12 protein-coding genes, 3 tRNA genes and 1 pseudogene are annotated in these 13,920 nt (G+C 71.9%); 6 read left to right on the top strand and 10 right to left on the bottom strand.

The window, feature by feature from the left end; translation table 11 throughout:
* Window positions 1–2 precede the first annotated feature (2 nt).
* Both ACIP84_RS13730 and ACIP84_RS13725 read right to left on the bottom strand, forming a co-directional pair.
* The gene (locus ACIP84_RS13730) at window positions 3–887 is read right to left on the bottom strand and encodes an META domain-containing protein (RefSeq protein ID WP_401797947.1); all 885 of its coding nucleotides are present in this window, start codon (window positions 885–887) and stop codon (window positions 3–5) included.
* Window positions 888–972: 85 nt separating this feature from the next.
* Window positions 973–1,764: a sterol carrier family protein gene (locus ACIP84_RS13725; protein WP_401797946.1), complete on the bottom strand. Its 792-nt coding sequence runs from the start codon at window positions 1,762–1,764 to the stop codon at window positions 973–975.
* Window positions 1,765–1,843: 79 nt separating this feature from the next.
* On the opposite strand from ACIP84_RS13725, the gene ACIP84_RS13720 reads away from it, so the two are divergent.
* Window positions 1,844–2,254, top strand: a complete 411-nt coding sequence (locus tag ACIP84_RS13720) for a nuclear transport factor 2 family protein (RefSeq protein WP_355968979.1) — start codon at window positions 1,844–1,846, stop codon at window positions 2,252–2,254.
* Here the strand turns inward: ACIP84_RS13720 and ACIP84_RS13715 are convergent.
* The 5 genes from ACIP84_RS13715 to purS form a co-directional block, all read right to left on the bottom strand.
* Entirely contained in the window at window positions 2,242–3,072 is an 831-nt protein-coding gene (locus ACIP84_RS13715; RefSeq protein ID WP_401797945.1) for a M23 family metallopeptidase, read from the bottom strand. The genes ACIP84_RS13720 and ACIP84_RS13715 overlap by 13 nt on opposite strands.
* Window positions 3,073–3,102: 30 nt before the next feature.
* On the bottom strand, window positions 3,103–3,708 hold the full coding sequence (locus ACIP84_RS13710) for an ArsR/SmtB family transcription factor (protein WP_401797944.1): 606 nt from the start codon (window positions 3,706–3,708) through the stop codon (window positions 3,103–3,105).
* Between the two features lie 102 nt (window positions 3,709–3,810).
* The gene (gene purL / locus ACIP84_RS13705) at window positions 3,811–6,060 is read right to left on the bottom strand and encodes a phosphoribosylformylglycinamidine synthase subunit PurL (RefSeq protein WP_355968986.1); all 2,250 of its coding nucleotides are present in this window, start codon (window positions 6,058–6,060) and stop codon (window positions 3,811–3,813) included.
* Window positions 6,060–6,740, bottom strand: coding sequence for a phosphoribosylformylglycinamidine synthase subunit PurQ (gene purQ / locus ACIP84_RS13700; RefSeq protein WP_030318250.1), 681 nt, complete (start codon window positions 6,738–6,740; stop codon window positions 6,060–6,062). The genes purL and purQ overlap by 1 nt, the downstream gene beginning before the upstream one ends.
* Complete coding sequence (gene purS / locus ACIP84_RS13695; protein WP_017240564.1) at window positions 6,737–6,982, bottom strand: phosphoribosylformylglycinamidine synthase subunit PurS; 246 nt, start codon at window positions 6,980–6,982, stop codon at window positions 6,737–6,739. Before purS ends, purQ begins: the two co-directional genes overlap by 4 nt.
* 366 nt (window positions 6,983–7,348) lie before the next feature.
* Between purS and ACIP84_RS13690 the strand changes: the two genes are divergently transcribed.
* The 5 genes and pseudogenes from ACIP84_RS13690 (at window position 7,349) to ACIP84_RS13670 (ending at window position 8,885) form a co-directional block, all read left to right on the top strand.
* Window positions 7,349–7,690: an Lsr2 family protein gene (locus tag ACIP84_RS13690; RefSeq protein WP_401797943.1), complete on the top strand. Its 342-nt coding sequence runs from the start codon at window positions 7,349–7,351 to the stop codon at window positions 7,688–7,690.
* A gap of 122 nt (window positions 7,691–7,812) precedes the next feature.
* Window positions 7,813–7,884, top strand: a tRNA-Gly gene (locus ACIP84_RS13685).
* An 80-nt stretch (window positions 7,885–7,964) separates the two neighbouring features.
* Window positions 7,965–8,040: transfer RNA gene (locus ACIP84_RS13680), tRNA-Gly, on the top strand.
* 301 nt (window positions 8,041–8,341) lie between these two features.
* Window positions 8,342–8,787: pseudogene (locus ACIP84_RS13675) on the top strand (DNA-binding response regulator); the annotation flags it as partial.
* A 22-nt stretch (window positions 8,788–8,809) separates the two neighbouring features.
* Window positions 8,810–8,885, top strand: a tRNA-Gly gene (locus ACIP84_RS13670).
* Between the two features lie 84 nt (window positions 8,886–8,969).
* Here ACIP84_RS13670 and ACIP84_RS13665 read toward each other — a convergent pair.
* From ACIP84_RS13665 to ACIP84_RS13655, 3 genes are all read right to left on the bottom strand, one after another.
* Window positions 8,970–9,878, bottom strand: coding sequence for a phosphoribosylaminoimidazolesuccinocarboxamide synthase (locus ACIP84_RS13665; RefSeq protein ID WP_401797942.1), 909 nt, complete (start codon window positions 9,876–9,878; stop codon window positions 8,970–8,972).
* Between the two features lie 88 nt (window positions 9,879–9,966).
* The gene (locus ACIP84_RS13660; protein WP_355968993.1) at window positions 9,967–11,427 is read right to left on the bottom strand and encodes a N,N-dimethylformamidase beta subunit family domain-containing protein; all 1,461 of its coding nucleotides are present in this window, start codon (window positions 11,425–11,427) and stop codon (window positions 9,967–9,969) included.
* Window positions 11,428–11,711: 284 nt separating this feature from the next.
* A complete protein-coding gene (locus tag ACIP84_RS13655) occupies window positions 11,712–13,784 on the bottom strand; it encodes a hypothetical protein (RefSeq protein ID WP_401797941.1) in 2,073 nt (690 codons plus the stop codon).
* Window positions 13,785–13,920 lie beyond the last annotated feature (136 nt).

The raw sequence follows: 13,920 nt of genomic DNA, 5'->3' as shown, positions 1-13,920 counted from the left end.
GTTCACCGGGACGCCGGGGGCTCTTGGCCCTCCGTTCCGCCCGCTCCTTCGGAGGTTCCGCCAGTCCCGGTGGCCGCCTTGGCGCTGAGGCCCTTGCCGTCGGCGTCGGTGAGGGTCAGCGTCCGGTGGTCCAGGCGATAGGTGAGCGGGCCGTCGAGAAGCTCGTACAGCCGGGTCTCCAGCTGCATCTGCGGGCTGGTGCACATCATCCGGGTGGTCGCCGCCGGGCCGTCGATCGTGAGGGTCTTCCCCTCGACGCGGGCGGTCGCTGCGAAGTTGTTGCAGCCCAGGTTGCCGCTGACCCTGCCGTCCGCGCCGAGGACGAGACGGGCCTTGTCGCCGCTGCCGGCGGGCAGCGAGGACGCGGTGTCCCCCGAGACCAGCCCGTCGATCTTCCAGGTGGTGCCGCGCAGCGGGAGGTCCGCCTCGGCGGCCAGCTCCAGGCCGTTGCGGCCGTCCGGGGAGGTCAGGGTGAGGGCCTCGCCCTTCTGCCTGCCCTTGAGGGTGCCGGTGAAGGCCTTGACCAGGTCCGTCTCGAAGCGCTGCCGGTCCTCGGGACAGCCCATCTCGGTGATCTCCTGCGGGGAGACGGTCAGGGTGTCCCCCTTCACGGCGACGGTCGCCCCGAAGGTGTTGCAGCCGCTGTTCCCGCGGGCGCGGCCGTCCGCGCCGAACTCGACGCGGGCGCCGTCCGGGGCGGCGGACCTGCGGCCGTCGACCGTGACGGCGCCGATCGTCCAGTGGGTACCGGCGACGGGCAGGTCGGGGGAGACGGTGTCGGAGCCCGGGCCGGCGGTGCCGCCCTCCGTACCGCAGGCGGCGAGGAGGAGGGCCAGGGCGGCGGCGGATGCGGCGGATACGAGGGTGCGCGGCGTCTGCGTCTGCATGGCGGTGGGACGGGCCGCGGCGGAAGTCGGTTCCGCCTCGGCTCCGGGGCGGCGCCACCGGGACCCTGGCCGTCCGTACGGAATCTCAGCCCATCAGGGGCAGGAGGTCCTCCAGGTCGGCCCGCTCGCCGCTCGCGCGGACCCGGGCCGCGTCCAGCTCCGTCGCCCACTCCGCCCGCCCGGTCGCGAGCCGGATCCAGGTCAGCGGGTCGGTCTCGACCACGTTGGGCGGGGTGCCCCGGGTGTGCCGGGGGCCCTCCACGCACTGCACCACCGCGTACGGCGGGATCCGCACCTCGACCGCCCCGCCCGGGGCCTTCGCCGCGAGGGCGTCGGCGAGCAGCCGGGCGCAGGCGGCGAGGGCCTGCCGGTCCAGCGGGATGCCGGCGCCGGTCGCCGCGTTGAGGTCGTCGGTGTGGACGACGAGCTCGACGGTCCGGGTGACGAGGAAGTCGGCCAGGGTCATCGCGCCGAAGCTCACCGGCAGGAGCCGGTCCTCCGGTGCGTCCACGAGCATCCGCTCGTAGTCGGCCGCCACGCGCGCGTAGAGCCCCGGCAGGTCGGAGGCGTCCAGACCGCGGGTGTGCTCGTCGATCCGCTCGGCGGCTCCGGCCGTCCTGAACGGCCAGTCGAGGAGAGCCAGCCGGTCCTGTCCCACGCGCTCCGGCGCGGCCAGGAGCTGCGGCACCGAGTCGACCATCCACGCGAGATGCGCCGCCAGGTCCCGTACCGTCCACTCCCCCAGCCGGGTCGGCCCGTCGAGCTGCTCGGGTGTGAGCGCCGCGACCGCCTCCCGTACATGGGCGAACTGGGCGAGCACGGCCGCCCTGGTCTTGGCGGAGTCGTAGCGACGGGTGCGCTTCTTGGCCGGTGGCATGGGGGCGAGGGTAGTCGGAGACTGGAAGGGGAGGGCTTCCGGCAGCGCACCCGTTTCGACCGAGAGGGGTCGATGAGCGATGGCTGAGCACCCTGACGCCGCCCTGATCCGCCGGGGCTTCGACGCCTGGACCAAGGGGGATATGGACGCCGTCGGCGAGATGATGACGGCCGACTGCACGCACCACTCGCCCGGCGAGAGCCAGATATCCGGGCACATCAAGGGCCGGGACAACGTCCTCGACATGTACCGGAAGATGTTCGAGCTGACCCGTGGCGAGATGCGGGTCGAGCTGCAGAGCGTCACCGTCGACGGCCGGGGCCACGTCGTGGCGGCGAACAGGTTCTACGCCACGCGCGAGGACAAGGGCATGGGCATCGAGATGAACGGCGCCCTCGTCTTCACCGTCATCGGCGGCAAGATCTCCGACATCGACGAGTGCGTCGAGGACATCGACGTCTCCGACGCCTTCTGGGGTCAGGCCGAGTAGACCGGCTCGGGCGGCACCTCGAACGTCTCACCGTTCTTCGGTACGCCGACACCGCGCCAGGTGAACGGCACCCCGCTCGCCGTGGCCAGGTCCGGGCCGTCCATCAGCTGGAAGTGCACGTGCGGCTCGGTGGAGTTGCCCGAGTTCCCGCACCGGGCGAGTTCCTGGCCGGCCGTGACCCGGTCGCCCGGGCGGACGGCGAGGGAGCCTCGCCGCAGATGCGCGTACATCGCGTACGTACCGCCGCCGAGGTCGAGGACGAGGTGGTTGCCGGTGATCCGGTGGGCTCCCCCGATGCTCCGCGCGCCGGCCTCGACGAGCAGCAGATAGAGGACGCCGAGCAGCGAACTGCGGCTGAGGTGGTCCCGCTGTCCGTCCTCGGCGTGCACGACGGTCGCGTCGGCGACCGAGAGCAGCGGCGCGCCGAAGGCCGGGAAGTCCTCGCTCCGCCGGACCACCGGCCACAGCCAGGCGAAGCCCGGCCGGGGCTTCTCCCCGTCCTCCCGGGTGATGTCGATCGCGTACGTCTGGCCCAGCTGGTGGGTGCCGTGGCTGGGCGTCCGGTCGGCCGGGCTGTTCAGCGCCGACCAGCGGCCGGTGACCGGCGGGGCCACCTCGACCGTGGCGCGGGGCGTGGCCATGACCCGGCTGCGGGCGGTCCGGGAGAGACCGGCGCCGAGGATCATCGCGACGACCACGGGCAGCCAGCCCACCCAGTACGGGTACGGCAGCTCGACGACGAACGAGGCGATCACCTGGACGACGAACGCCAGCCAGAGCACGCGGTGGAGGACCATCAGCGGTTTGCGCGAGGACATCCGGATTCCCCCTGAGGATCGTGGTGTCGGTTACGGGCGGGCCGCGGTGAGGACCACCAGGAGCGGCACGACCCGGGCTCCGGGGACCTCGTAGCGACCGCGTCCGACGGTCTTGAGCCAGCCCGCGCCGGTCAGCTGGCGCAGGTGGTGGTAGATCTGGCCGGTCGTGCCGGTCTCCTGGAGCTCCGCGAGTTCGGCGGCGGTGCGCCGGCCACCGAGGATCTCCCTCAGCAGGCGGAGCCGTACAGGATGGCCGAGCGCGGCGAAGGACTCGGCGGCGTCCGCCCACTCCTCCTCGAACAGCTGCCCGGTGAAGGCGCCGAACTGCCACTCGTACCGCTCGTCGGTCGGCAGCCTGACCGTTCCCGTGAAGACGACCGCGCCGTCCTCGCCCCGGTCCCCCGGGCCCGCGGCGAGCTGGGCCTTGAGGCTTTCGAGGGCCCAGAGCGGGCTGTCCGTGACCTCGGGAGCGGGGCGGCCGGCGGCGTGGGAGCCACGGTCGGCCGCGCGTTCCGCCACCCGTCCGGCCGCGGCTTCGGCCGCGCTCTCGGCCCCGCTTTCGGCCGCGGCCTCGGCCGCGCTCTCCAAGGCGGCGATACGCCGTTCCAGCGCGACGACCCGCTCTTCCAGCTCCATGCCATCGAGATTACGTAGTTACGTAATCCTCCGCAAGCGGGAAACGCGAAAGCCCCCGCCCGGACCCTTCGGTCCGGACGGGGGCTTCCCCGGTGCTCCGTATCAGGCCAGCAGGGCCGGAATCGTCGCCTCGTGCGCCGTGCGCAGCTCCGTCAGGGAGAGCGCGAACTCGCCCTGGACGTCGACCGCGTCCCCGTCGACGACACCGATCCGCGCCGCCGGCAGACCCCGCGCACCGCACATGTCGGTGAAGCGGAGCTCCTCGCTGCGCGGGACGGCCACGACCGCGCGGCCGGCCGACTCGCTGAAGAGGAACGTGAACGCGTCCAGGCCCTCCGGGACGACCAGGCGCGCGCCGTTCCCGCCGCGCAGGCAGGACTCGACGACCGCCTGGACGAGACCGCCGTCGGACAGGTCGTGCGCGGCGTCGATCATGCCGTCGCGCGAGGCCGAGATCAGGATCTCGCCGAGCAGCTTCTCCCGGTCGAGGTCCACGGCCGGCGGCAGACCGCCGAGGTGCTTGTGGACGACCTCGGACCAGGCCGAGCCGCCGAACTCCTCACGCGTGTCACCGAGCAGGTAGAGGAGCTGGCCCTCTTCCGCGAAGGCGATCGGCGTACGGCGGTTGACGTCGTCGATCACACCGAGGACGGCCACGACCGGCGTCGGGTGGATCGCGACCTCACCGGTCTGGTTGTACAGCGAGACGTTGCCGCCGGTCACCGGGGTGCCGAGCTGCAGGCAGCCGTCCGCGAGACCACGGGTGGCCTCGGCGAACTGCCACATCACGGCCGGGTCCTCGGGCGAACCGAAGTTCAGGCAGTCCGAGATCGCCAGCGGCTTCGCTCCGGAGGCGGCGACGTTGCGGTACGCCTCCGCCAGCGCGAGCTGCGCACCCGTGTACGGGTCGAGCTTGGCGTACCGGCCGTTGCCGTCGGTCGCCATGGCCACGCCGAGGTTGGTCTCCTCGTCGATGCGGACCATGCCCGCGTCCTCGGGCTGCGCCAGGACCGTGTTGCCCTGCACGAACCGGTCGTACTGGTCCGTGATCCAGGACTTCGACGCCTGGTTCGGGGAGGAGACCAGCTTCAGGACCTGGTCCTTCAGCTCCTCGCCCGTCTGCGGCCGGGGCAGCTTGCCGGCGTCGTCGGCCTGGAGCGCGTCCTGCCACTCCGGGCGGGCGTACGGCCGGTGGTAGGTCGGGCCCTCGTGGGCGACGGAGCGCGGCGGCACGTCGACGATCTGCTCGCCGTGCCAGAAGATCTCCAGACGCTCGCCCTCGGTCACCTCACCGATGACGACGGCGATGACGTCCCACTTCTCGCAGATCTCCAGGAAGCGGTCGACGTGCTCGGGCTCGACGATCGCGCACATGCGCTCCTGCGACTCGCTCATGAGGATCTCCTCGGGCGAGAGGGTCGCGTCGCGCAGGTGGACCCGGTCGAGCTCGACGCGCATGCCGCCGGAACCGGCCGAGGCCAGCTCGGACGTGGCACAGGAGAGCCCGGCGCCGCCGAGGTCCTGGATGCCCGCGACCAGCTTCTCCTTGAAGATCTCCAGGGTGCACTCGATGAGGAGCTTCTCCTGGAAGGGGTCGCCGACCTGGACCGCCGGGCGCTTGGTCGGCTTGGTGTCGTCGAAGGTCTCGGACGCGAGGACCGAGACGCCGCCGATGCCGTCGCCGCCCGTGCGGGCGCCGTACAGGATCACCTTGTTGCCGGGGCCCGAGGCCTTGGCGAGGTGGATGTCCTCGTGCTTCATCACGCCGATGCAGCCGGCGTTGACCAGCGGGTTGCCCTGGTAGCACTCGTCGAAGACGACCTCGCCGCCGATGTTCGGCAGGCCGAGGCAGTTGCCGTAGCCGCCGATGCCGGCGACGACACCGGGCAGCACGCGCTTGGTGTCGGGGTGGTCGGCCGCGCCGAAGCGCAGCGGGTCGACGACCGCGACCGGACGGGCGCCCATGGCGAGGATGTCGCGGACGATGCCGCCGATGCCGGTGGCCGCGCCCTGGTAGGGCTCGATGTACGAGGGGTGGTTGTGCGACTCGACCTTGAAGGTGACCGCGTACCCCTGGCCGACGTCGACGACGCCGGCGTTCTCACCGATGCCGACGAGCATGGCGTCGTTGGCGGGGACCTTCTCGCCGAACTGCTTCAGGTGGACCTTGCTGCTCTTGTAGGAGCAGTGCTCGGACCACATGACGGAGTACATGGCGAGCTCGGCGCCGGTGGGACGGCGGCCGAGGATCTCGCGGATGCGCGCGTACTCGTCCTCCTTGAGGCCGAGCTCCTTCCAGGGCTGCTCGCTGTCCGGCGTCTCGCTCGCGTGCTTGACGGTGTCGAGGCTCATCAGGCGTTGACCAGCTTCTTGAGGATCGAGGTGAAGAAACCGAGGCCGTCCGTCTTGCCGGTGCCGACGAGCGGCTCGACGGCGTGCTCGGGGTGCGGCATGAGGCCGACCACGTTGCCCGCGGCGTTGGTGATGCCCGCGATGTCACGCAGCGAGCCGTTGGGGTTCACGTCCAGGTAGCGGAAGGCGACCCGCCCCTCGGCCTCCAGCTCGTCGAGCACACGCTCGTCGGCGACGTACCGGCCGTCCATGTTCTTGAGCGGGACCTCGATCTCCTGGCCCTCGGTGTAGTCCGAGGTCCAGGCGGTCTCCGCGTTCTCCACCCGCAGCTTCTGGTCGCGGCAGATGAAGTGGAGGTGGTTGTTGCGCAGCATCGCGCCCGGCAGCAGATGGGCCTCGGTGAGGATCTGGAAGCCGTTGCAGATACCGAGGACGGGCATGCCCGCCTTCGCCTGCTCGATGATCGTCTCCATCACCGGCGAGAAGCGGGAGATGGCTCCGGCCCGCAGGTAGTCGCCGTAGGAGAAACCGCCGGCCAGGACCACGGCGTCGACCTGCTTGAGGTCCTTGTCGCGGTGCCAGAGCGATACGGGTTCGGCGCCCGCGAGGCGGGCTGCACGCAGCGCGTCCTGGTCGTCGAGCGTTCCGGGGAACGTGACGACGCCGATGCGTGCGGTCACGACTCCACCTTCACGATGAAGTCTTCGATCACGGTGTTGGCAAGGAAGGTCTCGGCCATCTCATGGATGCGGGCGAGGGCGGCGTCGTCGACCGGTCCCTCCACCTCCAGCTCGAAACGCTTCCCCTGACGGACGTCGGCGATTCCGGCGAATCCCAGGCGGGGCAGTGCTCGCTGCACCGCCTGCCCCTGAGGGTCGAGGATCTCCGGCTTGAGCATGACGTCGACTACGACGCGTGCCACTGGCACTCCCGGTGGTGTGTTGCGTGGGCGGTTCCCTCAGCGTACCTGTCTCCAAATTCTACGCGGGTAGAGATCTGAAGGATCCTACAAAAGCCAGGCCACGGCGCCGCTCCACCAGCGATCACAGACCATGACCCCGTCCGAGCACACCCACGCAAAATTCGAGTGAAATATTGCGGACCTCATTGCACCGGGACACGCTGAAACAATTGCCAGGGCTTCACAATGCGACGCCCACCGCTGTACAAAGGAATCGAGAAGAAATCAGCATTGTCGCGGCACAGCCGTACGGTCGGCATCGCCGCACGTCAGAGGCGTCACAAGCGCCCCCTCTGCGGCACCGGCCGCAGGAAAGGACCGATATCCGTGGCTCAGCGTGTGGTGGTCACAATCTCCGACGACATGGACGGCGGAGAAGCGGCTGAAACGGTCGCGTTCGGCCTCGACGGGAAGATGTACGAGATCGACCTGAATGCAGCCAATGCAAAGAAACTCCGCAAGGCACTCGCCCCGTACCTCGCCGCCGGACGCAAGGTGCCGGCGAAGGCAGTGACCGGTCAGAGCGTCTCCCTGGAGTCGTACACCCACACCTCCCTCGCCCCCGACCCGGCGGCGGTCCGCGCCTGGGCGCAGTCCAACAGGATGGAGGTGCCCGCGCGCGGCCGGATCCCGAAGCGGGTCTACGAGGCCTTCCGCGCCGCGAGTTGAGCGGGCCGGCCGCCGGCCGCCGACGCGGCGGGGCGAGCCGATTTGCATTGCACCCCCCATGATCCGCTAAAGTCTGGAACACGCCGAGGGGCGAGGCCGCAAAGCCCCACCTCACGCAGCGTGCGGGTGTAGTTCAGTAGCAGAACAGCCCCCTTCCAGGGGGAAGGCGCAGTGTGCAATTCCTGTCACCCGCTCTGCATCGCAAGACCGAGCACTCCGGTGCATCAGGTAGAGTGGTGCTCGCACCGCCCAGTGAAAGCTGAGCGGCAGCAATGCGGACGTGGCTCAGTTGGTAGAGCATCACCTTGCCAAGGTGAGGGTCGCGAGTTCGAATCTCGTCGTCCGCTCCAGATCGAAGGCCCCGGTTCTCTGGAACCGGGGCCTTCGGCGTATCCCTGAGCCCCGAGCGCTCCCAACTGCCGTCCTCCCCATGACATGTGTCAGGAGCGGCCGGTGGCAGCGCGCACTGCCGGACGGCCCGCGATCTGGGCGGAGTGCGGCACCCACCCCCGCCCCGCCGCCCGAAGCACTCGACGCCACCGGCCTCGACGCCGAGGGCCGCCGCGACACCTGGGAACCCGTCCGCGCCCTCCGCGACGACGGCACCACCGTGCTGCTCACGAGGACGACGGACCGATGTCGCGGTGTTCGGATCCGCAGATGCCGCGGGCGGACGGTGTGAGGGTCGCCACAGTCCTGCGGGACGAACTGCCCACCTGCCGCACCATGACCGTGACCGGACACGGCCGTCCCGGGCACCTCGAGCGGGCCCTCTCGGCCGGTGTCCGCGGCTTCGCCCCGAAGACCGTCAGCGCCCAGCGGCTCCCCGAGATCATCCGTACCGTGCACGCCGGAAACCGTTACGTGGAACCGGAGTTGGCGGCCGACGCCATCGCCGCAGGGGACTCCACGCTGACCGCGCGGGAGGCCGAGGTGCTCGCATTCTCCGCCGACGGGGCACCCGTCTCGGAGATCGCCGGCGCGCCTCGCTCTCCCCCGGAACCGTCCGCACCCACCTGTCCTCCGCCGCCGCCGAACTCGGTGCCGGGAACCGGCATACGGCGGTGCGTCTCGCGCAGGCGAAAGGATGGGTATAGTTGGCTTCGCGCTACGGCGCATGCGGACGTGGCTCAGTTGGTAGAGCATCACCTTGCCAAGGTGAGGGTCGCGAGTTCGAATCTCGTCGTCCGCTCCATGAAGAAGCCCCCGGTCGAATCGACCGGGGGCTTTCTCGTGTCCCGAGGTGGGCCCCCGGCGCGAACGCCGGGGGCCGCGGACCTCAGAAGCTGTCGGACCAGGACGCACCGGTCAGCAGCTCGTACGCCTCCAGGTACTTGGCGCGCGTGGCCTCCACGATCTCCTGCGGGAGCGGCGGCGGGGGCTGCTCGCTCCTGCGGTCCCAGCCGGAGGCCGGGGACGTCAGCCAGTTGCGGACGAACTGCTTGTCGTACGAGGGCTGGGCGCGGCCCGGCTCCCAATGGTCGGCCGGCCAGAAGCGCGAGGAGTCCGGGGTCAGCACCTCGTCGCCGAGGACGAGCGTCTCCCCGTCGAAGCCGAACTCGAACTTGGTGTCCGCGAGGATGATCCCGCGCTCGCGGGCGATGTCCCGGGCGCGGCCGTACACGGCGAGGGTCGTCTGGCGCAGCAGCGCGGCCGTCTCGGCGCCGACCTGGCGGGCGACCTCCTCGTACGACACGTTCTCGTCGTGGTCGCCGACGGCGGCCTTGGTCGCCGGGGTGAAGATCGGGGCGGGCAGCTCGGAGCCGTCGGCGAGCCCCTCGGGCAGCGCGAGGCCGCAGACCGTGCGGGACTCGTCGTACTCCAGGAGGCCGGAACCGGTGAGGTAGCCGCGGGCCACGCACTCGACCGGGACCATGTTCAGCGACTTGCAGACCGTGGTGCGGCCCGCCCAGTCGGCGGGGGCGCCGGCCGGCAGCTCCGTCGAGATCACATGGTGCGGGACCAGGTCGGAGAGCCGGTCGAACCACCACAGGGAGAGCTGGGTGAGGACCCGGCCCTTGTCGGGGATCTCGGTGGGCAGCACCCAGTCGTACGCGGACATGCGGTCGCTCGCCACCATCACGAGGTCCCCGTCCTCGTTCCGGTACAGGTCGCGCACCTTGCCCGTGTGGAGATGGGTGAGGCCCGGGACCTGGACGGGCTCGGGCTTTTCTACGAATCCGGACACGGTTCCTCCGCGTAGGTTGATCCAGGAGCGTGTCCGATTCTCTCGCACATCCGGGCGGCCCCGGCCGCCCGGCCGTGTGACCCCCCGCTCAGTCCCTCTTGCAGATCCGGTCGAGGAGGTTCGCGGTGGCGCGCTGGACCCGGGCGTCGACATGGCCCGGCCGGTCGAGCGCCGGCGACCAGGCGAAGGTGCCGGAGGCGAAGACCCAGGCACCCGAGGGCGCCCGGTAGAGACTCGTCTCCTGGTGCCGGAGCGCCCCCTCGCCGTCGCGGTAGGGCGAGTGGGCGAGCAGGATGCGGCCCTGGTGCTCGGGGAGCGCCGTCCGCGGGAAGTAGCGGTCGGCCTCGCCCGCGACCAGGCCGGGGAGCTCGTCGCCGTCACCGGCGCCGGTGGCGTCCCAGAGCCAGTGCTCGGCGTTCCGTACGACCAGCGGGTGCGGTTCGGGCACCCGGCCCGCGTACTGGATGCCGAGGAGCTGCTGCTCGGGCCGGTCGACCTCGCGCCAGAGCGCGGGCCGGCCGGGGCCGCGGCGCTTGCGGCAGGTGAGGAGCCGATCCGGCACCCCGGACGGCGAAGGGCCCAACTCCACCTGCCAGTACATGGTGTTGGCGGAGAGGAAGACCAGCGAGGTGCCCTGGTCGCGGGCGAGCTCGACGGTCTTGCGCATCGGCACCGACCAGTACTCGTCGTGCCCGGGGAAGACCAGGCCCCGGTAGCGGCTCGGGTCGACCCGGCCCGCGTGCAGATCGCGGGTCTCGGCGTACGCCAGGTCGTATCCGTAGCGCTCGGCCCAGCGGATGAAGTCGTAGGCGTGCCCGACGTGGAGCGGCAGCCCCGCGCCCGCGTACGGGCGGTCGAAGGAGACGGTGACGGCCGCGTCCTGCTCGCCGAGCAGCCGACCCTCCTCGTCCCAGGCGTGGTAGAGGCTGGCGCCGGTGTGGCCGTCCTCCGGATAGAGGTTGTACGCCTGCCAGGTCACGTCCGGGAGGACGAGGAGCAGATCGGCCGGGTGGTTGTCGCGGACCGTGAAGGGGATGTGCGAGCGGTAGCCGTCGGCGGTGGTGAGGACCGCGACGTACGCCCCGATCGACCAGTAGCTGGGGACCTGCAGCCGCCAGGACTGCCACCAGTGGTGGCAGGAGACCGTGCGGTCGGCGGTCAGCGGGGCCGGCTGGACGATCCCGGACAGCCGGGGGCTCGTGGTGATCTTCGCGGCGCCGTCGCCGCCGTAGTGACCGATCCGGTAGACGTCGACCGAGAACTGCTGCGGCGGGTCCACCGTGATGTGGAAGTCGATCGACTCGCCCGGTGCCACGGCTCCGTCGGAGGCGAAGCCCTTGATCTGGCGCCGGACGTCGTCGGCCGTGCGCGGGCCGCCGCTGCCGCCCCGGGCCAGGATCTCGTCCGCGTACCAGGGGACCATCTGCCCGGTGTCGTCGAAGTAGTTCTCGGAACCGCGCAGCCAGGGCAACGGGCCCTGGCCGAACGGATCGGTGACGGCGTGCGCGAGCGCACCCGACTCCCACCGTCTGATCTGGTCCGCCCCCATGCTGCGCCCCTCCCTCGACTCCCCCGGGTCGGCTGGTCAGTGCCTGTGGCTTGTGTGTCCGTGTGCTGGTGTCGCCTCGTGCCCCTGGTTCAGGCCCTCGGTTCGTGCCTCTGTCAGTGACGGTCTCCAGCACATCACATAACGCACGCACTCCGTCACCGTTCGTCGTGAATTGACGAGAGTGGAAGACAGCGCTCCGAAACGGGTGATCTCCAGGGCCCTTCCGGACGGCTTCCGGGACGCTCCGGACGGCCTCCGGTGCTCCCGGCGGGGCCACCGGAGGCTCAGACCAGGCGTACGGGCTTCTCGGGGCGCACCCCCGTGCGGGCCAGCCAGGCCCGCAGCGGCTCCGGGTCGCCGTCCTCGACGAGCGCGAGGACGCGCGGGCCGAGGTCCGTCGCCCGCTCGCCGCCGACGAGCAGCGCGGGACCGTCGAGCCAGTCGAGGCCGGGGGTGGCCTCGGCGGTGTCCACCGCCGCGCAGCAGACCATCGCGGTGACGTGGTCGGCGAGCAGGTCACGACCGGAGCGGGGCGGCTGGAGCGGGAAGAGCGGCAGCGGGCCGTCCGGGCCGCTGACGACGGGAGATGTGCTGCCGGAGTGCCGGTCGTCCTTCTCGGCGCTGCGGGCCGCCGCCTCCGCGCTCAGGGCGCTGGCGGCCACGCGCGCCTCCCGGGCGGCCTCCTCGCGCGCGAGGAGCGCGCTGAGCGCGCCGGCGAGCGCCTCGGCGGCGGGGTTGACGGTCTCCTCGTCGTCCTCGGCGTCCTCGTCCCCCTCGGCGTCCTCGGCGGCGATGTCGAGGTCGGCCACGACGGCGGTGTGGATGTCACCGGCGGTGGCTGTGGTGACGTCCGTGCCGGGGTCTGTTGCGGTGGCGGCATCGATGGCGGCGATGTGGCTGTCGTCCGCCGGGACCGCGCGCTCGCGGGATGCGGCCTGCGCCGTGGCCGCCACGTCGGCGTAGGCATCGGTGTCGGTATCGGTACCGGTATCGGTGTCGGTGTCGAGATCCGCGTCGGCAACGGCCCGAACATCGGCATCGACATCGGCATCGGCGGGTTTCGTCGGCTCCGTCGAGAGGTGGGCGATCACCCGGGTCAGGGTCGGACCGTCGGCCGTGCCCTGACCGCCCCCGCTCCCGCCCCCCGCCGCGACCTCCGCCAGGCCGAGGCCGTCGAGGACCTGGTGCAGCCGGGCCGCGTCGGTGCGCCACTTCCGGTCGACGACCTCCTCCGGATACTGGCTCCACTCCACCGGGGACCAGTCTGGCCCGGGCTCGGCCGGGCCGCCGTGGAAGAGACGGGCGGCGAGCAGCGAGGTGGCCTCGTCGACCGCGCCGGGCTCCTCCAGGAGGTCGCAGGCGGGGCGCTCGCCGAGGCGGGAGGAGAAGCCGTCCGCGAGCCGGTCGCGGCGGGAGAGCTCGGTCAGGGCGGAGACCACGCCGGCGTCGAGCTTGGCGGGCCAGCGGCCCATCCGCCAGGCGGGCAGCGCGACGCGGGTCAGGAGCCGGTCCCAGCCCGCGTACGCCAGGCCGACCTGCTCCTGGGCGACGATCCGGACGCCGTAGTCCACGGCCTGGGCGCGCTCGGAGCCGGCGGCGGCGACCCCGCGCTCCATCTCGGCGGCGTGCCCGCGGCAGGCGCGGAGGAGGACGCGGGCGACCTGCCCGACGGCGCCCGCGCCGATGCGGCGGACCGGGTCGAGACCGGGGGTGCCGGGCACGGCCACGGCGGCGTCCAGGCCGCGGACGAAGCGGCGGGCCGCCGCTATGTCGGGGTGTGCGGCGGGGCCCGTGCCGGCGACGACGGGGGCGAGGACCGCCCTGAGCTCGCCGACGCGCATCCACCACAGGAAGGGCGAACCTATGACGAGAACGGGGGCGCCTTCGCCCTCCCCCTCGCCGCCCGGTGTGCGCAGCGCGCGGTGGGCCCGGTGGGTGCGGTCCTCCAGCCAGCTGTCGCAGTCCGGGGTCAGGGCTATCGCGGCCGGCGCCGGGACGTCGAGCCGGTCGGCAAGGTCCCGGACGAGCCGGTAGAGGTCGGGGGCGGCGGTCTCGGCGAGCTCCACCGTCGGTGTGGCGGCCGGACGGGCCCGGGCGACGACGAGGGCGACGGCGGTGGCGGCGATCAGGACGAGGACCGCGAGGACGGTCACCACCCAGCGGGCCGCGTCCCAGCCGGAGCCGGTGAAGTGGCCGGTGACCCCGCCCGCGTACAGGACGACGGCCACGGCGGCGGGCAGGACCGCGAGGCCCAGCGCCCTGCCGCGGACCCGGAGGACGGCGAGGGCCCGGGAGCGCGCGGCGCGCGCTCCCCACTCCTCGCCGACAACGGAACCGGTACCGGACACGCCGTACATCACCCCCTCCTGCCCTCGTCGGGACTGCCTGTGGCGGTGTTGCTCACTCCCCCACTGTGGCACCCGACACCGACATCGCAATGCCGGTGGGCCAAGTGCCGGAACGCCTTCGCCGCACCCTAGTTGGGGCTTGGGC

This window comes from Streptomyces sp. NPDC088707, assembly GCF_044752725.1.
Classification (GTDB): Bacteria; Actinomycetota; Actinomycetes; order Streptomycetales; family Streptomycetaceae; genus Streptomyces.
The sequence above is the reverse complement of the archived record's forward strand: the minus strand, read 5'-3'. Positions and strand labels throughout refer to the sequence as shown.

Excerpts from the sequence above, each read along its gene's own strand:
- ACIP84_RS13730 (WP_401797947.1), bottom strand. The coding sequence starts at position 887 with ATGCAGACGCAGACGCCGCGCACCCTCGTATCCGCCGCATCCGCCGCC.
- ACIP84_RS13725 (WP_401797946.1), bottom strand. The coding sequence starts at position 1,764 with ATGCCACCGGCCAAGAAGCGCACCCGTCGCTACGACTCCGCCAAGACC.
- ACIP84_RS13720 (WP_355968979.1), top strand. The coding sequence starts at position 1,844 with ATGGCTGAGCACCCTGACGCCGCCCTGATCCGCCGGGGCTTCGACGCC.
- ACIP84_RS13710 (WP_401797944.1), bottom strand. The coding sequence starts at position 3,708 with ATGGAGCTGGAAGAGCGGGTCGTCGCGCTGGAACGGCGTATCGCCGCC.
- purL (WP_355968986.1), bottom strand. The coding sequence starts at position 6,060 with ATGAGCCTCGACACCGTCAAGCACGCGAGCGAGACGCCGGACAGCGAG.
- ACIP84_RS13655 (WP_401797941.1), bottom strand. The coding sequence starts at position 13,784 with ATGTACGGCGTGTCCGGTACCGGTTCCGTTGTCGGCGAGGAGTGGGGA.
- ACIP84_RS13660 (WP_355968993.1), bottom strand. The coding sequence starts at position 11,427 with ATGGGGGCGGACCAGATCAGACGGTGGGAGTCGGGTGCGCTCGCGCAC.
- ACIP84_RS13715 (WP_401797945.1), bottom strand. The coding sequence starts at position 3,072 with ATGTCCTCGCGCAAACCGCTGATGGTCCTCCACCGCGTGCTCTGGCTG.